The 22488-nt window shown below is 42.3% G+C and carries 19 protein-coding genes; 7 read left to right on the forward strand and 12 right to left on the reverse strand.

The window, feature by feature from the left end; all coding sequences use genetic code 11:
- Positions 1 to 4 precede the first annotated feature (4 nt).
- The 3 genes from BMW98_RS00410 to BMW98_RS00420 all read right to left on the reverse strand — a co-directional run bounded on the left by BMW98_RS00410 (position 5) and on the right by BMW98_RS00420 (position 4088).
- Positions 5 to 1480, reverse strand: a complete 1476-nt coding sequence (locus BMW98_RS00410) for a bifunctional metallophosphatase/5'-nucleotidase (RefSeq protein WP_090256399.1) — start codon at positions 1478 to 1480, stop codon at positions 5 to 7.
- Positions 1481 to 1556: 76 nt separating this feature from the next.
- The gene (locus BMW98_RS00415) at positions 1557 to 3731 is read right to left on the reverse strand and encodes a TonB-dependent receptor (RefSeq protein WP_245733442.1); all 2175 of its coding nucleotides are present in this window, start codon (positions 3729 to 3731) and stop codon (positions 1557 to 1559) included.
- Positions 3732 to 3773: 42 nt separating this feature from the next.
- The gene (locus BMW98_RS00420) at positions 3774 to 4088 is read right to left on the reverse strand and encodes a DUF6660 family protein (RefSeq protein WP_090256401.1); all 315 of its coding nucleotides are present in this window, start codon (positions 4086 to 4088) and stop codon (positions 3774 to 3776) included.
- A gap of 166 nt (positions 4089 to 4254) precedes the next feature.
- Here BMW98_RS00420 and BMW98_RS00425 point away from each other — a divergent pair, with 166 nt between their 5' ends.
- The 4 genes from BMW98_RS00425 (at position 4255) to BMW98_RS00440 (ending at position 7587) form a co-directional block, all read left to right on the forward strand.
- Positions 4255 to 5151, forward strand: coding sequence for an alpha/beta fold hydrolase (locus BMW98_RS00425; protein ID WP_090256402.1), 897 nt, complete (start codon positions 4255 to 4257; stop codon positions 5149 to 5151).
- Positions 5152 to 5222: 71 nt separating this feature from the next.
- Entirely contained in the window at positions 5223 to 6263 is a 1041-nt protein-coding gene (locus BMW98_RS00430; RefSeq protein ID WP_090256403.1) for a sensor histidine kinase, read from the forward strand.
- Positions 6260 to 6979: a LytR/AlgR family response regulator transcription factor gene (locus BMW98_RS00435; RefSeq protein ID WP_090256405.1), complete on the forward strand. Its 720-nt coding sequence runs from the start codon at positions 6260 to 6262 to the stop codon at positions 6977 to 6979. The genes BMW98_RS00430 and BMW98_RS00435 overlap by 4 nt, the downstream gene beginning before the upstream one ends.
- Before the next feature lie 77 nt (positions 6980 to 7056).
- The gene (locus BMW98_RS00440) at positions 7057 to 7587 is read left to right on the forward strand and encodes a DinB family protein (RefSeq protein ID WP_090256406.1); all 531 of its coding nucleotides are present in this window, start codon (positions 7057 to 7059) and stop codon (positions 7585 to 7587) included.
- 393 nt (positions 7588 to 7980) lie between these two features.
- Here the strand turns inward: BMW98_RS00440 and BMW98_RS00445 are convergent, their stop codons facing one another.
- Positions 7981 to 8490: a transposase gene (locus BMW98_RS00445; protein WP_162844628.1), complete on the reverse strand. Its 510-nt coding sequence runs from the start codon at positions 8488 to 8490 to the stop codon at positions 7981 to 7983.
- Positions 8491 to 8589: 99 nt separating this feature from the next.
- Between BMW98_RS00445 and BMW98_RS00450 the strand changes: the two genes are divergently transcribed.
- Positions 8590 to 9687, forward strand: a complete 1098-nt coding sequence (locus tag BMW98_RS00450) for a Gfo/Idh/MocA family protein (RefSeq protein ID WP_090256409.1) — start codon at positions 8590 to 8592, stop codon at positions 9685 to 9687.
- A 147-nt stretch (positions 9688 to 9834) separates the two neighbouring features.
- Here BMW98_RS00450 and BMW98_RS00455 read toward each other — a convergent pair whose 3' ends face one another.
- From BMW98_RS00455 to BMW98_RS00480, 6 genes are all read right to left on the reverse strand, one after another.
- Positions 9835 to 11004, reverse strand: a complete 1170-nt coding sequence (locus BMW98_RS00455) for a lactonase family protein (RefSeq protein WP_090256411.1) — start codon at positions 11002 to 11004, stop codon at positions 9835 to 9837.
- A 2-nt stretch (positions 11005 to 11006) separates the two neighbouring features.
- A complete protein-coding gene (locus tag BMW98_RS00460) occupies positions 11007 to 12023 on the reverse strand; it encodes a threonine aldolase family protein (protein WP_090256413.1) in 1017 nt (338 codons plus the stop codon).
- Positions 12020 to 12973 carry a glycerophosphodiester phosphodiesterase family protein gene (locus tag BMW98_RS00465; RefSeq protein WP_090256415.1) on the reverse strand — a complete coding sequence of 318 codons (954 nt, stop codon included), beginning with the start codon at positions 12971 to 12973 and terminating at the stop codon, positions 12020 to 12022. The genes BMW98_RS00460 and BMW98_RS00465 overlap by 4 nt, the downstream gene beginning before the upstream one ends.
- 173 nt (positions 12974 to 13146) lie before the next feature.
- Complete coding sequence (locus BMW98_RS00470; protein ID WP_090256417.1) at positions 13147 to 13605, reverse strand: MarR family winged helix-turn-helix transcriptional regulator; 459 nt, start codon at positions 13603 to 13605, stop codon at positions 13147 to 13149.
- A gap of 132 nt (positions 13606 to 13737) precedes the next feature.
- Positions 13738 to 14148 carry a DUF2721 domain-containing protein gene (locus BMW98_RS00475; RefSeq protein ID WP_090256418.1) on the reverse strand — a complete coding sequence of 137 codons (411 nt, stop codon included), beginning with the start codon at positions 14146 to 14148 and terminating at the stop codon, positions 13738 to 13740.
- Complete coding sequence (locus tag BMW98_RS00480; RefSeq protein WP_090256420.1) at positions 14145 to 14372, reverse strand: hypothetical protein; 228 nt, start codon at positions 14370 to 14372, stop codon at positions 14145 to 14147. Before BMW98_RS00480 ends, BMW98_RS00475 begins: the two co-directional genes overlap by 4 nt.
- A gap of 159 nt (positions 14373 to 14531) precedes the next feature.
- On the opposite strand from BMW98_RS00480, the gene BMW98_RS00485 reads away from it, so the two are divergent.
- Positions 14532 to 14987 carry a hypothetical protein gene (locus tag BMW98_RS00485; RefSeq protein WP_090256422.1) on the forward strand — a complete coding sequence of 152 codons (456 nt, stop codon included), beginning with the start codon at positions 14532 to 14534 and terminating at the stop codon, positions 14985 to 14987.
- Positions 14988 to 15101: 114 nt separating this feature from the next.
- A complete protein-coding gene (locus tag BMW98_RS00490) occupies positions 15102 to 17360 on the forward strand; it encodes a TonB-dependent receptor (RefSeq protein WP_090258162.1) in 2259 nt (752 codons plus the stop codon).
- Positions 17361 to 17622: 262 nt separating this feature from the next.
- Here BMW98_RS00490 and BMW98_RS00495 read toward each other — a convergent pair whose 3' ends face one another.
- Positions 17623 to 19110 carry a RagB/SusD family nutrient uptake outer membrane protein gene (locus BMW98_RS00495; protein WP_090256424.1) on the reverse strand — a complete coding sequence of 496 codons (1488 nt, stop codon included), beginning with the start codon at positions 19108 to 19110 and terminating at the stop codon, positions 17623 to 17625.
- 17 nt (positions 19111 to 19127) lie between these two features.
- Complete coding sequence (locus BMW98_RS00500; RefSeq protein WP_090256426.1) at positions 19128 to 22337, reverse strand: SusC/RagA family TonB-linked outer membrane protein; 3210 nt, start codon at positions 22335 to 22337, stop codon at positions 19128 to 19130.
- Positions 22338 to 22488: the final 151 nt, after the last annotated feature.

The raw sequence follows: 22488 nt of genomic DNA on the forward strand, positions 1-22488 counted from the left end.
CCTTTTAATTTTCCGCTCGAAAATACGCCATTATAATATCGCGAACATCATTCTTGACGTTTCCGAAGGTTTCTGGGCTTTGAGCCGAACTAGCGTAGTTAGCCAAAAATTCTAAGTTCTTTTCACCCCCATTCATTACAAACTGAGGCAGTACCAACTTATAGCTTTTAGAGGTCGAAAGCTTTTTCTGCTTTATGTACCAACCATCGGCCTTCTTTTCAGCATTGACCAACTGTAAATAGCCGCCAATACCTACATTAGTTACTGTCCCGGTTTCAAGAATCCGCTCAATAACATTACCCTTTAGGCTGACAATTGAAACTCCTCCACCAAAAGGGAAAGAGCGAAGAATATCGTACTCTGTGATGGTACCAGTAAGTTGATCATCCAATCGAATAGAGCCAGAATTGAATACCGCCAAATCGGCATCCGGAACAGCAAATAAGAAGGACTCTGCCGTCATTATCGGATAATTTGTTGGCTTGTAGCGAATACTGCTCTCGCGCCCATCTAGCGTGTCACTTGTTATCATTACCACCTCATTAGGCGTGTAACCCATGGCCGCCATACTTTCATTGGAAATATTCACCCATTTGTCTACCACCTGCTTTACCTCAGCATCTTCCGCTATGCTGTCATCAATATTAACAAGCTCAGAGTTTATAGAGGTTTCTCCTGTAGCCTTGTCATAACTTATCCTGTGTACGTAAACGGTTTTGGCATTGGCATCAGCCTTGGTCATTACGGTTTCGCCAAACTGAAACTTCATATTGGCGTGGTCGTGGCCTCCCAAAATTAAATCGAACTGGGGCACAAAATGAGTCGCCAATGAATCGTCCATTTCTTCCTCTAGGTGCGTGATACCGATAAAAATCTCAGCTTCGTCTTTCACTTTTTCATACACCGTCTTAACCGACTCGTACTTATCGGTGTAGCTCACATAATCCTTTTTATTAAAAGGAACCGTAGACCCGAAAAAGGCAATATCTACCCCATCAATAGTATACATAATATGATCAGGGAAAGGGGTTCCGTTCTTCTCCCACGGCACCGGCTTTCCATTCACCACATGAAAAACGTTAGTGGTAGTCCATTCAAAACTCGACTCATTTATTCGTGCCTGAATTTCATCTTCATTTATATCGTACTCATGATTTCCGGGCACCACATAATCTACCCCCACGGCATTCATCACCTCCACCATTTGCTTGCCCGCAATACGCTGACCATCATATTTAAGTGTGCCAATAAGCGATGGACTCACAAAATCGCCAGAAAGCGTGGTGATCACATTAGGGTTTTCTTGCAGCAGTTGCTTACGCACGGTGGCTACCCGGGCCATTCCGGCCACCTTGCCTCCTTCCAGCGGAGCAATTTCATACACATCATTCATCTGTAGAATGATGAATTCTACTTTTTGATCTTGACAAGCAAAAAGAAATAGGCTTAAAAACGAAAAAAGGAAAAGCTGATTTTTCATGACTTTGTGTTTATTGTCACGAAAGTTAGCTTTTCCTTTTTAAAAACTCGAATTCAAACGAGTTGAAAAACGAGCCTTAGAACTCTAAGATGACACCTCCGTTGGCAATAAAGCCATCCATTGGCGCCCAAATATCCAAAGCAGCAGGGTTTGTGCTGTTACCCAAATCAATCGACTCGAACCTAGACTGACGCGTGTCGGTAAAATTCTCGAAGTTCAGGTAAACACTGATCTTGTTGAATTTGCGCAGCATCATTAAACCGGCAATCCAGTAGTCGTCCGTTTCAGTATAGTTCTCCCTAAACTGCTGACCAGTGTAATAAGCCTCTAAACCAATACGCCACTTACCATGTTGCTCATACACCAACACGGCACCAGCATTGTGCTTAGCAGTGAGCGGTTTCTGGTTATTGATGTTCTCATACTGCAATTCAGTATCGATTAGCGCGTAATTCAAAAAGAGCTTAAAGTCCTTATAAGTCAGCTTCAAATTAGTTTCTAAACCTTGCGTTCTCATCGGTCCATCAGCATTTTCAAAAGCAAATTCATCAGCTACAGTAGTTGGCCTTAACACAAGCGGATCTGTAAGCTGCGTATAGAAAATCATCTGATTAATACTGAAAGTCCATTCGGAACCAATGGCTGTTTTATAATTCACATCGAAGTTTCCGCCATATGATTTTTCAGCATCCAAATCAGTTAAGTTAAAGGAGTTGATCCCCCTAAACGAAAGTCGTTCGGAATCTTCCGTGAAAATGGTTGGTAGCTTATAGCCAAGCCCACCACCAATTCTGTAGCTCAGTTTTGCATTCGCTTTGTACAACAACGAAGCCCTAGGCAAGGCAAACACCCCATAGTCTTTGCTCATATCCAATCGCATGCCCGATTCCAGCACAAATCGCTCACTTAGGTTAGCCGTTTGGTTTACAAAAACACCTCCCGTTAGCTGATTATAACTCCTATCTTCCATACTTTCATCGCCCTCTCTAAAGCGATCGGTATACAGGTTCGCGCCAACCAGCCAGTTGCTTTTGGTAGAACCAAAGCTGTATGTTGCTTCACTAAATGTAGCTATCTGCTCACCGTCAAAACCATATTGGTACTCTCCAATATCCCTATCGAAGTGCAGCAAGCTGTTCTTTATCGTCAATTGATTGCCTCCACCAAAATCGTTGGTGTAGCTCAACTGGTACGACATTCTGCGCGTACGGTTTTCTTGCAAATACTCTGTATCGGATGGTGTTCCGCGGTCAATCGCATCCAAGTTTCCACCCAAACGATTTTCAAACGTACCATTTAGCCCCAAGCGAAATTGGCTCGATTGGTTCGGGCGATAATAAATAGTTGGGTTAATAGTAATGCTTTCCACTTCTGGCAAGTCTGAGAAATTATCATCATTAGGATCGTATGCCCTTTGTAAATGCCCCGAACCAAAAAGTGAATAGCCCCACTTACCTTTTTGTACAGCATGAAAGGCATTCAATGTGGTTCCTCCCGCACTAGTTTGATCGAGCATTATTTTTGTCAAAGGATCTTCCGATGGGCGAATACTCACCAAGTTAACCAAACCCGCAATGGCTCCACCGCCATATAGCGTAGAGTTACTTCCTTTAATCACCTCCACCTGCTGTAAATCTAAAGGCGGAATTTGCATAATACTCAGCCCTCCAGAAAAGCCACCGTACAACGGAAAACCATCCTTCATTAACTGGGTGTATCGGCCATCGAGCCCCTGAATTCTAATGCTCTGATTGGCCGAACTTGGCGATGTTATTTGCATTTGAATACCGGTGCTTTCACGAAGCAACATGGCAATATTTGCAGAACGCATCACGGCCTTTTCTTGTAACTCTTCTGCACCCAAAAACTCCACCCTAGTCGGAATATCCTCAATACTCCTACTGGTCCGAGTTGCGGTTACCACCACATCTTCCATTTCCTCATCATGATGACCGAGCAGTACCTCAATAGGCAGGCTTTCGGTTAGCGGGAAGCTGAAAGAAAGCTCTTGAGCTTCGTAACCCACAAAGGAAATACGCACTTTTATAGTTGACTCCGTAATTCCGGCAATGGTCGCAATGCCATCAATATTGGCAATAGCACCTTTATTTTCTCCGGCATAAACCGTAGCCCCTACCATAGGTTCTTTAGACTCAGCATCCAGTATTTTAAATGAGATAGTATTTTGGCCATAAGCCAAGCTTGTAGACAGCAAACACAACAATGTTGCCATCAAAAAAATCTTATTCATTGATTTTGATTTATTGATTTAAACTTGATTACAGGATGTAAATCAAGCCTTTGGCGGGTGCCAAACATCAATAGAAAGGCGCTTTGGCAGCAAAGATTTAATCACGCCATTTTTACTCGGAAACTCAGGCAGGGCCTGATCTACAAGAAAGAGACTTTGCCAAATAGGCACTTTGCAACATGCACAAGAGCAAAAAGGTGAGCATTCATCATCCTCATTTTGCTGATGATCGTCCACTGGAGTTTGCGCCAGCTCAGTATCTACCTCTGCACCAGCAAGCACAGCAATATCATCGCTGCACGGAGCCATGCTCAACAGCAGAATAAAGCTTGCCACAATTGCCAGTGTTCCTCGCATAGCCCAAAGGTAGTTTAGAATTGAATGCAATAGGGTGTCAAAACCAATTTTTCTGATTTTGGGCCTGCCCCCACTCCCGAGGGTTTTCTTCCGCTCCCTTAAAAGCAATTAATGCTGGCTTTATCACCACGTACTTTTGGGTACATCAAAAACTCAAAATACCGATATGAAAAAGTCAACATTAAAACTCAGCATGGCATGCCTCATTTTATTGGGCATGTTTACCAACCAAGCCATTGCCAACAACCAACCCGGGTTAAAAGTAGAGGTTTCTGGCATGGGGCAGCCAATCATTCTAATCCCGGGCATTACATGCGCTGGCGATGTTTGGGACGAAACACTCACCGCCATGGGCGGTGGCTACCAATACCATGTAATGACACTACCTGGCTTCGCAGGCAATGCTCCGCTAAACAACGTAGAAACCGAAGGCTTCTTCAGCCAAGTTGAAGTAATGATCTTGAATTACATTACTGAAAACAAGCTAGAAAAACCCATCATTATTGGTCATAGTTTGGGTGGCTTTCTGGCTCTAAAAATAGGCATTAGCAACCCCGATCTCCCTTCAAAATTGGTCATTGTGGATTCCCTCCCTTTCCTAGCTGGCATTCAAATGCCATACATTCAAACCGAAGAGCAAGCCACACAATTTGCCAAGCAAGTAAAAGCGACCATGATTGGTAGCAATTCGCAGTCGCAAGAAGAGCAAATGGCCTATCAAAAAGAGATGCTCAAATCCATGATCAGAGATGAGGACAAAATAGCCATTACGGCAAAGTGGGGTGCTCAAAGCGATGTTACTACCATAGCACAAGCCATGTACGAAATGTACGCCACCGACCTACGCCAAGAAGTGGCAGAAATCAAAGCTCCGACACTCGTTCTTGGCGCATGGATAGCCTACAAAAACTACGGTGTAACCCGCGAAAGCTGTCTGGCAAGTTATAAAGCCCAATACCAAGCTCAGCCAAATGTAACGGTCGACCTTACCGATAATGGCAATCACTTTATAATGTGGGACGACCCCGAGTTTTTCTACAACTGGTTGAATAAGTTTCTTTAATCACTTACCAATGAATAGTCCATATATTTAGCCCATGGACTATTCCTTTTTGCCCTATTGATTTAAACTGAATGAATAAGAACATTACTTACTGGGCATGTCAAGTCGGTGGTTGGACCATCCACACCATGTTTCTCATTGCCATGATTGGCATGTTTGGAGGCACCAATGCGCTCAATCAAGGCACCATTATCCTTCAGTTCATCATATTAATTGGGCTGATCATATCATCGCACATATATAGCCTTTATGTAAAGCAACACCAGTGGCACGAATTAGCCGTAAAACAACTTATACCAAGAGCACTGCTTGGCGCGTTCATCACTTCGGTAATCGCCCAAGTTTTCATACACCTCATCATTTACTGGCTCACCCCGCTCAACGGAATCCAACCTTTCTCAATCGTAAGTTTTTGGGGCTATGTGTTCAATGTGTTTCTGGTAATGTGCCTGTGGTCAACCATTTATTTTTCCGTAAAGTCATCTAGAAAAACCCGTGCAATGGAAGTTGAGAAGTTAGCCTTGAAAGCCGCATTGCAAGAGGCTGAATTGATGGTACTAAAAAACCAGATCAATCCGCACTTTCTATTCAATGCACTCAACAATATTCGCTCATTAATACTAATTGAACCGGAAAAGGCACGTAAAATGATCACACATATTTCTGACTTATTGCGCTATAGCATCCAATTCAACGCATCGGAAAAGGTAGCCCTGAAGGAAGAAGTAGAAATAGTAAAAGACTATTTGCAACTGGAGTCCATTCAGTTTGAGGACCGACTGAAATATGAACTGGATATTTCGCCCGAAACACTCGAAATTCCAATTCCGCCAATGGCTATTCAATTGCTAGTTGAAAATGCAATTAAACACGGGCTATCCATTCAAAAAGACGGTGGGCATATTATCATAAAAACCAGTAAAGACCCATCCAACCTAACTATTGAAGTTGTCAACTCAGGTCAATTGCAGCCCAAACAAAAAAGAGAAGGTATTGGCCTGAATAACTTAATGGAAAGACTGAAAATACTCTTTGGACCATTCGCAGTATTTAGCCTTACCAACACCGAAAACAACACGGTAACCGCCTCGTTAAAAATTCCCTTGAAATGAAAGCATTGATTATAGATGACTCCAACCTTGCTCGGCAGGAGCTGAAGCATTTACTCAAAAACTTTAACCAAGTTCAGATTATTGGCGAAGCCGAAAACGCACAATCTGCGCTTGAACTGATTGAGGAGAAAAAGCCTGAATTGCTATTTCTGGATATTCAAATGCCCGATAAAGATGGCTTTGAATTACTGGAAGAATTGATCGATGTGCCCGAGGTAATATTTACTACGGCCTTCAATCAATACGCCATGAAGGCATTCGACCACAATGCCCTAGACTATTTGCAGAAACCCATAAAGGAAGAACGCTTAAGCTTGGCGTTAGAACGAGCTGAAGAAAAAATCAGACTCCGCGAACAGCAAGCCGAAGGCAGCAAAACCCTTGGCATTGACAAACAGGTGTTTGTAAAAGATGGTGAGCAATGCTGGTTTGTGAACCTAGCCGATATTCACCTTATGGAAATAATGGGCAGTTATACGCGCATATTTTTCAATGAGCAACAACCAATGATCCCACGGTCGCTCAACTACATGGAGGGCCGCTTAGATCCAGCGGTTTTCTTTCGTGCCAACCGCCAGCAAATCATCAACCTTAAGTACATCGCTCGAATAGAACCATGGTTTAGTGGCACGCTAAAGGTTTACCTTAAGACCGGTGAAGAAATTGAAGTAAGCCGAAGACAAAGTATACGATTTAGAGAAATAATGAGCTTTTAACAATACACAACCAATCGGTTGCCCGATAATTACAGTTTTGCTTTTGGCTTCTTTCAAAAAGGCCATAATTTTCGCCCATGAACAAGGTGGAAATCAAAGCGCGTTTAGAGGAAGCCTATAGCGATTTTTTAAAGTTTATCGATGGCCTTTCGGCCGATGAATTCGACTATGCTCCTGAAGGCAAATGGAATGCGGGTCAGCAAGCCATCCACCTGATAAAGAGCACAAAACCTCTCGTAAAAGCCCTAGGACTACCCAAATTCTTACTAAAACAACAGTTTGGCAAAACCAACAGAGATGGTCGCAATTACGAACAAGTAGTGGAGCGCTATAAGGAAAAATTAGCCACCACAACAATGGAAGCTCCCGCTAAATTCAAGCCAGAAGCAACTTCCCATAAAGACTTTAAGAAGCTCTGTGAAGCGCAACGTGCGGTCATTGACAAGATTCAGACTAAGCTTAACAAATGGACAGAAGAGGAGATGGACGAATACGTACTTCCGCATCCGCTAATGGGTAAGGTTACCGTTCGCGAAATGATGTACTTCAGCATTTACCATGCCGGCCACCATCAAAACCTTGTCAAGCTTTATTTAAAAGGGGTATAAGTCTTCTACCCCCTACGACAAGCCACTTAGAGTACGAACAGCATATTCAATCTCACTACTGCCGCCAGTTTCGGTGTCTTCACCGAAACGACCCCTACAAGAACAAGCTCCAGCGTTCCTCATTCAATCGGTGAAGACACCGATTGTGGCGGTCAAACAAAGAACAGACTACTGGGTGAGTCTTTTCAAAATTACAAAAACAGAAAGCTAAAAAACTCAAAAACAGACAATCACAGTACCACCAATCGCTGCATTGCCGCCAGTTTCGGTGTCCTCACCGAAACGATCTCCTACAAGAACAAGCTCTCGCATTCCTCATTCAATCGGTGCAGACACCGATTGTGGCGGATGAGCTACAACTACCCCACCCAACCAAACAGACTCTTGCCCTCATTAAACCCTGTCCTTAATATGACTCAGGAAGCCAAAAGGGTCTTCCAATGTTTGATAAAAACTAGCTGATGAAAATGGATACCCTAAATAATCATCAGCCAAATTCCACTTACCCGTAACAGGGTTATGATGAATATAATCCAACTTTTGAAACACCACATCAGGAGTATACATTTCAACAGCCCTACTCTTCTCTTTCCAAATGCGATAAGCCCTATCCTTCTCATTCACCTTAAACCTTTTCAATAAAGAGTCACTCTTAATACTCTTAATCAGCATTCGTGAAGTGTACTTTTTGAAACTAGCGATAGGGCTTTCTTTCCCGTTATACTCCAGCATTTCTAACACTGCATGAAAGTGATTTGGCATAATTACAAAAGCATAGATTTTAAGCTTCCCTTCTTTCTCAAGAAACGTCATTGAATCAATAAGAATTTGTTTTCTGGAATCATCACCGAGCAACGGAATCCAATCCTTAATGGTGCATGTAAAAAAGTATATTTTGCGCATGTCCATAGATAAATATACGGAACAATCAATCCTTGCCCCTTGACACAGCGACCTTCATTTTTAGGCGGAACTATTCAAATCATTTCCCTAAATTCCTGAATGAAACGCTTACTCACCCTCTTATTTTCTTGTCTGTTAATTACGCTACAAGCCCAAGAAAAAGCACCGCCCGTTAAAGTAGCTATTATCGGCCTAACCCACACGCACGTTCATTGGATTCTCGGCCGCGAAAACCGTGGCGATATTGAAATAGTCGGGATTGTAGAGCCAAATAAGGACCTGGCGCAACGCTATACCAAGCAGCATGGCTACTCTATGGACATCGTTTTCGATAGCATGGAAAGGCTAATGGAAAACATACAGCCCGAGGCTGTTACAGCCTTTGGAACCATATACAATCACCTAGAGATAGTAGAATTCTTTGCACCGAAAGGCATTCACGTAATGGTAGAAAAGCCACTAGCCGTTAGCCTTGACCATGCTAAGAAAATGAGCGCACTCGCCAAAAAGCACAACATACACTTACTAACCAATTACGAAACCACTTGGTATGGCAGCAATCAAAAAACTTATGACTTGGTGCACAGTGAAAAACTGGTGGGGGACATTCGTAAAATAGTAGTGCACGATGGCCACCGAGGCCCAAAAGAGATTGGCGTAAACGATGAGTTTTTAGAGTGGCTCACCGACCCTAAACTAAACGGAGCTGGCGCACTTACCGACTTTGGCTGCTATGGCGCAAACCTCGCCACTTGGCTAATGAAAGGCGAAAAACCAACATCTGTTTTCGCCATGACGGCCACCAATAAGCCAGAGCTTTATCCGAATGTGGATGATGAAGCGACCATACTTCTTCAGTACCCAAAAACCCAAGTTGTGATACAAGCTTCATGGAACTGGCCCATTTCTAGAAAGGACATGGAAGTTTATGGAGTAACAGGGCAAATCATTGCCGATAATGGCAGCACCCTTCGCTACAAACTCGGTGACGACTTAGAAGAAGTAAAACTCACAAACCTAAGCAAGGAAACACCAAGAGACGATCCTTTCACACTACTAGCTGCAGTCGTTCGCGGTGAAGTTGCACTAAAAGACACCGACCTTACTGCACTTGAAAACAACCTGATAGTGATGGAAATTCTTGAAGCAGCTAAGCAGAGTGCCAAAAGTGGAAAAGTCGTTAAGTTGAAAAAATAAGCCAGCTCTCTTCCCTCTAGTGCTAGTTTTCGTATCCTCTCCAAAACGAAATAAAATCCAGCCTCTCACAATCAATCGGTGAGGACACCGATTGTGACGGCTGAGTAAACACTATAATTGATAGCCTCGTCCTTTTTTTTTTGCGAGTTACTTCAAAAATTGAATACAAACAGCGCTAGGTACTTCTTCGACATAGCCAGTTTCCGTAAGCAGGCCTGTCTCTTGGTCAATCGCGAAAGTCACAATTGTGCCTGTGTCTTGATTGGCCGCCAGCAAAAACTTACCAGAAGGGTCAATCGCAATATCGCGTGGGGTTTTACCCAAGGTAGACTGGTGACCAACACGAGTTAACTCACCTTTTTCGCCTATGCTAAACACCACCACTTCGTTTATATCGAAGCGATTGGTAGCATATAAAAACCTACCATTCGGGTGTACCTTAATGGCACCACTACCCGGCTCTCTTTCATCCCCATCTTCTTGCGTAGAAATTACCTGCATATTGCCCATAAAGCGATCCGAATCCCTCAACTCAGTCACTTCAATGGTACCAATCAGCTCATTGAGTGTATATGAGGTATTCAATGTTGGGTGAAATGCCATATGACGAGGCCCGGACATATCGGGAGAGTTCGGGTAATCCGTTACATAATCCAAAGTCTGCGAAAGCGTGTCCAAACTGTATTCGTAAATTTTGTCGGCTCCCAAATCTACGGCTGTAACAAAACCCAATCTTGGGTGCTGAATGATTTGATGTGCATGCGGAGCATCCTGGCGTGGATGAGAAGAACCACCCTCATGTTTTTTGTAAGAAGCCAGCTCCCCCAAAGCGCCATCCTCCTGTATAGGGTAAAGCACTACGCTACCCCCGTCATAGTTAGCAGCCATTACAAACTTGCCCGAGTTGTCAATTGAAATATGACAAGGATACTGCCCCATGCTTGATACCTGATTTATCAGTGTTAAGCTATAATCTTCAGCATTATACTTCAGCGCACTTAGCGTAGCAAAAGCATCATCACCGCCATGATATTCGTTGGCAGCGTAAACATATTCACCGCTGGGATGAACTGCCACGTACGAAGGGCTCACAATGGAATCGGAAACCGATAAAAAGCTCAGAGCACCGGTTTTCTTATTCATCTCGTACACATACACGCCCTTCCCTTTGCCATCCACATGACCCTCTTTTTTAGTGTAAGTACCTACAAATAAAATCTCAGTGTCCGACTCCTTTTCCACTTTCTGCTCGGTTTGTTTTGGTTCACAAGAAAAAAATAAAGCCACAAGGGCAATCAGTCCAAAAAATCTCTTCATGGTTAAAGTTGTTTAAGCACAGCAATGGTCTTTTCCAGTTGTGCATCATCAAATTCCAAATGGGTTACAAATCGAATTAGCTGAGGTCCAAAACCAAATGCATGTATGTCATTTTCTTTAAGCGCAGCCAAAAATTGTTCATTAGTATACTGCGCTGCGTTAATTTTAAAAATCAAGATATTCGTTTCACAGGGCAGCACTTCTTCCACATAATCCAAACCCTCTAAAACTTTGGCCATTTTTTGCGCCCTAGCATGGTCTTCAGCTAAACGCTTCACATTATTCTCGAGTGCATAAAGCCCTGCCGCAGCTAAATAACCCGCTTGCCGCCAAGCACCACCCATAACTTTGCGAATACGTTTGGCACGTTTAATATCGGCATGGCTACCAAGAATTAGTGAGCCAACAGGCGCACCCAAACCCTTTGACAAACAGATTGAAATAGTATCGAAAACTTCGCCATATTGTTTCGGCTTTTGCCCTGTTTTCACCATGGCATTAAAAAGTCTAGCACCATCTAGGTGAAGTCTCAAATCATGCTCGTGGCATGTTTCTCTTATGGCATAAATTTCTTCAAAGTCATAACAGCTGCCGCCACCCTTGTTAGCCGTATTCTCTAAAGAAACCAACTTAGACACTGGCGAATGAATATCATCCGGTTGAATGGCAGCCTTTACCGCATCTGAAGTGATAAGTCCTCTTTCTCCTTCCAACAAGCGAACAGACGCACCAGAATTCGACATAATTCCACCACTTTCATACAAGTAGATATGCGAGTACTTGTGGCAAATCACCTCGTCTTGCAAGTTACAGTGCAAGCGTATACCAATCTGATTTGTCATGGTGCCAGATGGACAATACAAGGCTGCATCCACTCCAAAGAGCTGGGCTACGTAATCCTCCAATTCTGCCACAGTAGGGTCCTCACCAAACATATCATCACCCACTTTGGCACTCATCATGGCCTCCAGCATAGCCGGAGTGGGCTTGGTAATGGTATCGCTTCTTAAGTCAATCACTTATTTATGAATTTATATTTTTCACTTTCACTTGGCCAAAGCCCCTTTATGGCTTCAGCGGCTTCAATTGGCCTGTCCGAAGACATTGCATCAGCTCCACGCTTTACAAATTCAGCATAAACCTGATCGCCCCTAGTCTCGGCTTGTTTATCTAAGTTGCCAAGCACCCCTAATATAGTAGTGATTCCCTTTTCATGCAGCATATCATACACCGCTTTTTCCGGTTCGCGCACACCAACAAAAGCCAGCATGTTTTCATCAGGAATACCCAGCGCTTTATGCGCCTCGTACGCTTCCACACTACCTGCACCTACCGAAATCATCAAATCAGGATTCAGGTCGTAAATCAATTTTGCGTCATTGGCATTGTACGAAATAATAGCTGCAAAAGTCTCCATCTTTGCTGCTTCAACAGCATCTACAACCATGCTAAAAGGCACGCCTCTTTTTACATCTAGGGTGAATAATACTTTTCCAAAACCCCATTCCAGCACCTCATCCAAAGTAGGGATTTCAAATTCAGTTAAGGTACCCTCGTTGTCCACAAGCTTCAGTTCTTGCAACTGTGCCCAACTTAGCTCTGCTACTTTTCCCGTTCCATTAGTTGTTCGGTCAACTGTGTTATCATGCATCATCACCAAAACCGAATCCTTGGTCATAGCAATGTCACACTCAATAATGGCGGGCATCTTTTCCGCCACATTGGCAAATGTCTCAATTGCATTTTCGGGGTAACCAGGGTATGGCCCACCACGGTGCGCACTTACCAAAGGAATTCTATCTGTCGACCAAGCATAAAATGCTTTTGGCCCTTCGGCCTCAAAAGTAGCGGTATTGAAAAAACTGGTTTCTTGGGCCTTTACTGTAGCTTCCTCCTGCTTCTTTTCAGCATTATTACAAGAGACGAAAAGGAATAAGCCGGCAAGAATAGCCAATGATAGTTTACGCATGGAGTGTTTTTTCGGAAAGCTAGGAAGGAATTAGTAGAGATGGTAGCGGGTGGCAGAAAAAGTCATTTCCGATGCGGACAATCGTTCATTCTCCGCATCGGTAATCTTCAATCAACCTAAACATATGAAGACCATGAAGCCCTACTCGCTTCTTTTAATGACTGGACCGTCTGTCACTTAACAGGTGTGTAGTCTCCTAAAATGCTTCGCAAATGCTGAAGCTCATTTCTTAAATCATTGTGCACATCACGTGGCACTTCGCTCATGTAAGCCGCAAAATGATTGTCTATTTGTATGATCATCTCATTCTTGCTTTTCCTCCCCTTCTCGGTGAGTTCAACATGAAATGAGCGACCGTCTTTCTCATTCTCCACTCTTTTTACCCAACCATCTCGCTCCATACGCACCAGCATACGCGAAATGGTCGGAAGATCCTGAAGCGTAACACGGCTTATTTCGGTAGGTGTTACGCTTCCGTGATTCCATAAAATTATCAAAACCTGCCATTGCTCCGGTGTAACACCGTAGCCCTTCAAGCCTCTTATCAGCTCTCTATGAAAGAGCAAATAAGCCCGATAAAGGTTATAGCCAAGATTATTATTAAGGTGAAAGAGAGCCTTACCGAAGTCCATAATGGTGGTAATTCTTTATCAATAGTAAGTAAAAATACTTGTCTAGACAAGTATTTGAATTAAAAATTCTGTCATAAACAACAAAAAAGACCATGCAAATGGTCTTCAATTATCTCATATAGCCAATAGGGATTATTTTTTGACAGACTTAGACGCTAGATCACTTAGCTCTATACTGATCGCTTTTGTGCTTATTTGTGTCTCGATAAAAGAAAGCAACAAAGAACCCAACAACAAAAATAGGCTCAAACCAAAGATGTATTCCGCTACTACTTGTCTACCTAAGTACATTACTACCATGCAAAGTACGCAACTAAAAAAGCTGGCAATACCTAAAGCCTGCATATTGCGAATAAGGAGCAATCGCACACGCAAGTTCTTAATTTGGCCTAGTATTGTGGCATCCATATCGGGCGATTCCTTATAGCGCTGTCTGAGGCCTCTGGCCAAGTTAGCCAATGCCACAAAGCGGTTTGTGTAAGCCAAAAGCAAAAGGGTAATGGCCGGAAAAAGTAGTGCGGGAGTTGAAAGATCTATCGTCACAGTATATCCCCTTTCTTTTTAGAGCTTATTTTGTTTTCAAGCGTTTGTTTCCAAATGCCACGAATAACGATAAGTGCAGAAGGATAGAGTATTAGTTGAAGAATATACTCTGATTGTTCAGGGTTAGGGAATTGCTTTGGCCCCACCAAATAAAGCGCCACCACTCCAAATACGGTAAGCGCCACCGCTACAATCAACAACCACTTTTCTGCTTTCTTGCTCATGCTGCAAGTTCCTACTATTTATTCAAAATTCAACCATTGGCCTTCAATTAGCCCCATATTCAGTCGTTCGAATAAAAATCACTAAAAAACAACACGCAGTTAAGTCTATGCGCAACACATTATACTAATTTCGCCCCTCGTAAAAATGGCTGACTAAGCGTGCAAAATATCGTTGCGAAGACTTTGCTGGTGTTATACTCCACGCTGCTGTTTGGCTATGCGGCTGTTGCCTTTGGACACAAGGTTTTGCACTCAATTGAAAATCCGTTCCATCATCACGAAAAAACACACCACCATAATAATGAAGGCGGACATTCTCATCATAAACCAGCAGAAGCAACACACCATCCGCATCCACACAGTCATAATGAGGTAAAAACCCATGGCCATACACATGATATAAGCGACCATAGTAAATCCCTAAAAGCACTTAATGAGCAGCAAAATCAAGAAAACCCTGATAGCGAAGCATTCTTCTTTACATTAACGTTTTTAGAAGTACCAGATAAACAGCTTTACTGTTTACCGGCAGCTCTCAAAGAGGAAAAACACTTATACACTAATCACTATTTAACGCTGAACCATCGGCCTCTAACTCCCCCGCCAAACCTTTAGGCCATTAACATCTGTGATGATCAATCACAATCTTAAAATCAATTTCGAATGAGCTCAGCCGGATCATTTTCGGACGCAGTATGCTCATTCCACAATAAAATATTGCCTAAACAAATGAAAAAATCATTGATTATGGGAGTGGTGTATCTATTGATAAACACCTCTCTCTTTGCCCAAAGCGGCAGCATTAGCGGCACCATATTTAACCAAGAAACTGGTGAAACCATGGTTGGCGCACACGTAGTTTTAGCAGAAAACAATATTGCTAAAGCCACAAATGAGTTAGGTAAGTTTCAGTTCAAAAACCTTGAAGCAGGAAACTATACGCTAACTGTGAGTTTTATTGGGTTTACCAAAATAAGCCAGCCGGTTACGGTTAAAAATGGCACCATTTCTAGCCTCAATATTAGCCTAAAACCAGATGTACTTTCTATACAAGATGTCGAGGTTACGCAAGACTTAGGGCAGAATGTTTCAACTATTTCGGAGGTTGACATTCAACTTAGACCCATTGAAACCTCTCAAGATGTATTGGAGATAGTTCCGGGCCTTTTTATCGCCCAACACGCAGGAGGAGGTAAAGCAGAACAAATCTTTTTACGCGGCTTCGATATTGACCACGGAACGGATATTTCGCTAAGTGTAGATGGAATGCCAGTAAACATGGTGTCTCATGCTCACGGACAGGGTTACTCAGACCTGCACTTTGTGATTCCAGAAACCATTGAACGTGTAGACTTTGACAAGGGACCATACTATACAGATCATGGAAACCTGAACACTGCCGGGTATGCCGACTTCTATACTAAAAAGCGACTTGCTAACAACTATCTAAAACTTGAAGGCGGCCAGTTCGGGACGTTTAGAACTGTCGGCATGTTTGATCTACTGAAAGGCAAAACTGTAGAAGACCCAAGCCTATATTTGGCAACCGAATTCTTCCGCACGGATGGCTATTTTGACAGCCCTCAGTACTTTACCCGCCTGAACACACTGTTAAAGTATCATCAAAAAGTAAGCAGTAATCAAACCTTAGAGCTATCAGCTTCTACATTTACCAGTAGTTGGGATGCATCGGGGCAAATACCGATAAGAGCTGTTGAAAGCGGCATGATTACGCACTTTGGTGCCATTGATGATACCGAAGGTGGGCAGACGAGCAGAACGAACCTTAACGCCAAGCTGATTACCGAAACAAACGATGGCGGGTTGGTAGAGAACCAGTTCTATTTTTCAAATTACGAATTTGAACTAGTATCTAATTTCACGTTTTACCTGGAAGACCCAGTTAATGGAGACCAAATTACCCAAACGGAGAACCGGCAAATCTATGGCTCAAAGAATAGCTACTGGAACGACTGGAGCCTTTTTGGGCTTAATGCCAGCACCGAATTTGGTGCAGGGTTTCGCTACGACCAAGTAAACGACATTAGACTCTCACACACTTTAGAGCGTAGAGAAGTTCTTGATGACTTGGCCAGAGGTGACGTACGTGAAACGAATATCTTCGCCTATGCAGAAGAACAATTAAGCCTAAGCAAAAAGCTTAGCTTAACTGCCGGCCTTCGTTTCGACTACTTTACTTTCGACTACGTTGATGCCCTTACCCCCAACTATGAAAGGCAAGTAGAAGATAAGGGGATTGTTTCTCCAAAACTTCAACTTTCCTACCAAGCCACGGAAAATGTAAACCTCTACGTTAAGTCGGGGATAGGTTTTCACTCGAACGACACGCGTGTAGTTGTTGCTCAAAACGGACAGGAGATCCTGCCAAAAGCATACGGTATTGATATAGGTACTTTTTGGAAACCAACCCGCAACCTATTGATCAACTTGGCTGCGTGGAGACTCGATCTTGACCAGGAATTTGTGTACGTAGGAGATGCTGGCATAGTAGAGGCTGGTGGTAAAACAAAGCGCCAAGGTATTGACCTAAGCTTACGCTATCAGCTCACAAAATGGCTTTATCTAAATGCTGATGCAAACTACACAGACCCTAAAAGTGTAGACGAAGCGGAAGGTGAGGACTACATTCCTCTTGCGCCTACCTTTACCAGCGTAGGTGGCTTAAACTTTCAAACAGAAAATGGCTTTAGTGGAAGCCTTAGGTACCGTTACTTAGGTGACCGAGCTGCGAATGAAGACAATAGTGTAATTGCTGAAGGTTACACCGTAGTTGATGCGGTTTTGAACTACCAAGTAGGTGCATTCGATTTTGGAGTCTACATTCAAAATTTGCTGAATGAGGAGTGGAATGAAGCACAATTCGATACAGAATCAAGGCTCCAGAACGAGGCCGTTCCTGTGAGCGAAATTCATTTCACACCAGGTACACCATTCCAAGCACGATTTAGCATTGGAATGAGGTTTTAATTAGAAACATCATAAAAACTAAAAGCCATCGCAGCTTACTGCGATGGCTTTTTAATATGTATTAGATTCAAAAACAATCCAGTGTTAATGCACTCTTCGTATATAAGCCAAGGGTTGGAAACCATGTTTAACATGGCCCCTTACAATCAATTTCTTTATGAGGTGAGAGAAGGTTTTACCAAACGGGTGAGACCTTTTCTATTTTAAAGCAATAAAAAAGGGCTCCTAGGAGCCCTTTATATGATTCTATCAACTATTAATCTTAGTTGTTCTGACTATCAATGAATGGGTTGTTCTGAATCTCAGATTGAGGAATCATGAATGTCAACTTTGGATCGTCTGACTCAAGAGTTTCTCCAACACTTGAAAGGTGGTTATCACCTCTGAAAGTAGTGTTATCTGTTCTCTTAAGCGCTAGGTAAGTTTTACCCTCACCCCAAAGCTCAATTCTAGTCTGAAGATAAATCTCATCCATTAAAGCTTGACCACTAAGTGCATCCACATAATTCTCATCACCTGGATTCTCTAGTCTCTCTACCAATAATGCTTTAAGAGATTGTCTTGCAGATGCATCGTCACCAGTTGCAGCAGAAGCTTCAGCGTGTAACAAATACATTTCAGCAACTCTCATATAAACATAATCAGTTGTGATATATCTCTGTCCACCAATTACTCTATTTGGATCATAGAACTTATTGATTGGAGCTAGGTGATAAGCACTTGCAGAGTTATCAAGGAACTGGCCTTTTCTTACATCGTTAGCAGGAATAAGGTCGAACAATGATTGATCCATAACCTTTCTATCACCAGCCCACTGGTAGCTGTAAGTATAAGCATCCATTTGACCCCACCAAGAAACAAGGTTAAGACCAATGTCGTTTGTAAGGTCTGCACCCCACATCCATCCTGGAGTAGCCACATCGTTGAAACCACCTGTAGCCTCAGTCTTGTTAACTAAAGTAAACTCACCTGAATTAATAATCTCAGCAGTAAGGGTTTTAGTTTGAGCGTAATCACCCATAGCAGCGTAAGTATAAGCCAAAAGTGCCTTAGCAACATTCTGGTTCACTTCGTTCTTAGCTCCTCGTTGGAAAGTCTCTAAGTGATCAATTGCATCTGTTAAATCAGAAACGATTAAATCAAACACTTCCTGAGCTGTGCTCTTACCAACGTTCGGAGAATCTGGAACAATGTAGATTGGAAGAATCTCCTCACTTGGATTGTAATCTCTCTGCATGAACTGAGTAAGGTAGAAGTAAGCGTAAGCTCTCATTGCTTTTGCTTGACCCATAATGTGTAGGTTCTCATCTAACTCAGGCACGGCATCATTACCACCCAATGCGTCAATTACCAAGTTGGCAGATCTTACAATTCTGTAGTAATATCTCCAAACCATGTAGTTTTCACCAAAGGTAAAGTCAGTAGTAGCTTGATATTCAGTTACAGTCCTGTACCATCCGTAAGTACTAATAGATAGCGCCAAGTCACTTGTCAAGAAGTCACTGAAAATATCATAACCCTTTTGACCGAAGTCATCGTGGCCACCGTCACCACCAGTTCCAGTTTGGAACATGAGGGTGTAAATACCACTCATACTACCCGCAACCACATCTGGGTTGTTCTCTGCTGCTTCTTGTACTTGCTCTTGGGTAAGGAATTGAGAAGGTTCAACCTCCAAAAACTCCTCTCCACAACCCGTCAACGCAAGCATGGAAGCTCCTCCTAATAATGCTATTAATTTATTTTTCATTTCTCTCAATATTTCTATTAGAATTTAACTCTTAGTCCTAACGTGAATGTCGTTAGAGGTGCATAGTTATAAGTACTAGAAGAACCAGACTCTGAAGTAGATGGGTTGAAACCTTGTCTAGCACTCAAAATCATAAGGTTATCGGCTGAAAGAGAAACATTTGCTGACTTCATACCTGCTCTGCTAACCCAGTTAGTAGGAAGTGTGTAGCCAATTCTAATATTATTCAAACCTAGGTAGTTCTTCTTAGTCAAGAATCTTGTAGATGTACTATTAACGTTTGTATCGTAGTTATCAGATAACCTTGGCACATCTGTTACATCACCTGGTTGCTGCCATCTGTCTCTGATATCAGTATGCCAGTTGTTATTACCAGCAGTTCTATTGTGCATCAAACCAGCATAAGAACTGTCATATGCGTATCCACCTAACATGTAAATGAATTGCGCACCGAATGTAAAGCCTTTGTAAGACGCTGAAAGTCTAAATGCTCCATTTACAGTTGGGATAGAAGACTTGTCAATGAACTTCTGAGTAGCATTAGCATAAGTATCAGTAGTAGTTTTCAGGATAGTTGCGTTAGGGTTCTCCTTTTTGTACTCGTAAAGAGACTCAATTCCTTCACCGTCATCAAATGCACCGTTACCGTTAGCATCATCATAGTAAAGGTTCCACATAGCAGTACCATCGTCAGGGTTAACACCTGCCCACTCTCTCATGTAGTAATCGAATAAAGAGCGACCTACTGTTCTACCATAAGAACCAGCAATATCTAACACCTTCTCTTCTCCAGTTGCTGGATCGATTGGCATTTTAGTCAATTCGTTATTCAAGAATGCACCGTTTACTGCAAAGTCTAAGTTGAAATCATTCTTCTTAATCAAGTGAGCAGTCAAATCGAATTCAAGACCTGAGTTTCTCAAGGCACCATCGTTCACAGTTTGAAGTGCGTAACCTACAGAAGGACCAACTCTTCTATCGAAAAGTAAGTTAGTAGTGTTCTTAATGAAGTAGTCAACGCTACCATCAATGAAGTTGTTGAACAAAGTAAACTCAGTACCAATTTGGAATTGCTTAGAAGTCTCCCAAGTCAAATCAGGGTTACCAATGTTTCTTTCAGAGATAGAAATCTCATCGTTCAAGTTACTAACGTTGAATGTATTGTAACCAGGGAATAGACCAACACCAGCCTGCTCACCAGTTAAACCGTAACTAGCTTTAAACTTCAAGAAGTCAACAAAATCAAGTGTAAGGAAGTCCTCATCAGAAGCAATCCAAGATGCACCTACAGACCAGAAAGTATCCCATTTGTTATTAGCAAATCTTGAAGAACCATCACGTCTAACAGATGCTGACAAGTAATACTTGTTCAAGTAGCTATAGTTACCTTGAGCAAAGTAACTCTCCAATCTTGAGCTGTTTTTGTAACTGCTTGGAGGAGAAGATACGATTACGTAGTTATCAAACTCATCAAGGTAAGGCAATACAGCCTTTTGCTTGTTAGCAGTAAAGATTGTCTGATCGTAAGAGTTGCTCTCGTGAGCACCTAAAATCTCTAGGCTGTGATCACCAAAGTCATTTTGGTAAGTCAACATGTTCAACCAGTTCTGTACGAAAAGTTCAGTATCATTTCTAAACATTGAACCACCTTGAGAAGCACCCGAACCGTAGAATGGGTTTCTTAAGCTAGTTTGTCTGTTTGCGTAGAATTGTGCACCGTACTTAGACTGGAATGAAAGCACGTCAGTAATCTGAGCATCGATAGTAAAGTTACCATTTAGCTCGTGACGCTTATTACCATTTCTGTCATAGTGAGCGTCAGCAATTGAGTTAGTCAATGCACCGAAACCTCTACCTTGGTCACCATAATCATATTGGTTACCACCAAAAACAGGATCAGGAACAATGTTACCTTCATCATCTCTTAAGAAAAGAGGGTAGATAGAAGGAATGTTATCTGAGAACCAGAAAATACTACCAGAGTCGCTTGACTGACCGTTTGTTTGGTTTTCTGAGTATGCGTAACCTAAGTTAACTGAAGTTGTTAACCATTCTTTAACGTTAGACTGAATGTTCAATCTAGTTGAGTATCTCTCATAATCAGAGTTGATGATAGCCCCTACATCGTCCAAATAACCGAATGAAGTAAAGTACTTAGTGTCTTTGCTACCACCGCTAATTCTGATGTTAGCTTCAGTTCTTGTAGAGCTTTGGATACCGTAGTCAGCCCATCTTTCTGGGTTGTACTTTCTAGTAACACCAGGTCTTACAGTACCAGTTGCAGGATCGATTAACTCACCGCCATCAGCAACATTCCACATGTTATAATGAGCAGAAATACCGCCACCACCAAACAAGGTAGAGTTAGCAAAAGCAACAGGATCAGCTTCACCAGTAGCAACACCTCTATTATAAAGAGACTCCCAAGTTAAGCCGATATACTCCTCTGGAGAAGTTAAAACGCTTTGACGAGGAAGCATTTGATCGTTAATACCAGTCTTAATATCTACTTCGATGTTTGACTCATTAGCCTTACCACTCTTAGTAGTAATCAAAATAACACCGTTAGCACCTCTAGCACCATAAAGAGCAGTAGAAGTAGCATCTTTCAATACTGTTGTAGACTCAATATCAGCAGGGTTAATAGAGTTGATACTTCCTGAGAAAGGAACACCATCAACTACATAAAGTGGGTTTCTGTTACCATTAACAGAACCAAAACCTCTAATACGGATAGTTGAAGTAGTACCAGGCTGACCAGAAGTGTTGATTACAGTAACACCAGAAACCTCACCAGCTAATGCTTGTGATACGTTACTGAAGTTCTTAGCCTCAATATCTTCCTTCTTCACAGTAGCTGCAGTACCGGTGTAAGATCGCTTAGTAGACTCACCGTAACCAGTTACAACAACCTCTCCAAGTGACTGAACATCCGGCTGCATTGCAATATTCAATACAGTTTGGTTGTTAATCACCACCTCTTGAGTAATGTAACCCAAGAAACTAAAAACTAAAGTACTACCACTCTCTACGTTCATGGTGTAGTTACCATCCATGTCTGTAGATTGTCCAGTACCTGTTCCTTTAATCAAGATGGTTACTCCAGGCAATGGAAGGCCGTCATCAGCCCCCGTAACTTTACCTGAAATCGTTCTTTGCTGAGCAACCGCTGAAGAAGCGATTAGAAAGAACGCCAACATGAAACAAGTCAGTAAATTCCTCTTCATATTGTTTTCATTTTAGTTAGAATTAGAAATAGTTTATTTGTTTGGAACGTCAAACATAAATCAAAATGTCATCAAATAATAATAAAGAGGAAACAAAATAAATGTTGGAAACTCAGCCTTACAACGACTCTTTTCTGCCCTTAAACACTAT

Origin of the sequence: Roseivirga pacifica (assembly GCF_900111145.1) — a bacterium.
Taxonomy (GTDB): Bacteria; Bacteroidota; Bacteroidia; order Cytophagales; family Cyclobacteriaceae; genus Roseivirga; species Roseivirga pacifica.